The sequence below is a fragment of the Photobacterium sp. R1 genome (genome assembly GCF_054600795.1).
This window is the reverse complement of sequence record NZ_BAAHZP010000466.1, coordinates 1-279: the sequence shown is the minus strand read 5'-3', so window position 1 is coordinate 279 and position 279 is coordinate 1. Positions and strand designations below refer to the sequence as shown.

At 51.6% G+C, this 279-nt stretch carries 1 pseudogene; it reads right to left on the bottom strand.

Features of this window, described 5'->3' with window-relative positions:
- Window positions 1–279 (bottom strand): annotated as a pseudogene (gene avtA / locus ACYP03_RS25875) (valine--pyruvate transaminase); the annotation flags it as partial.

Genomic DNA, 279 nt, shown 5'->3' with positions numbered 1-279 from the left:
TACAGTTCCATGGTGGTGATTGGCAATTCTTTAAACCACAACCAAAGGAACATGGCGCCTTCCGGTTTATGGATCCGGAAACGCGGGTCAGGAATGGCTTGTTGCAGCCATTGCACTGCCTGCTGTGACTTTTTCTGGTAGTAAGGTTTGATGACAGTTTCGCTCAAACGCAGCAAGTCGCCTTGTTCGATCATCTTGTTCGCAATCGCAGGGCCAACGCTGCCCGGTGCCAGGCTGAGCACGCCATTCATGTTTGCCAGCGCTGTGGTGATTTCTTCA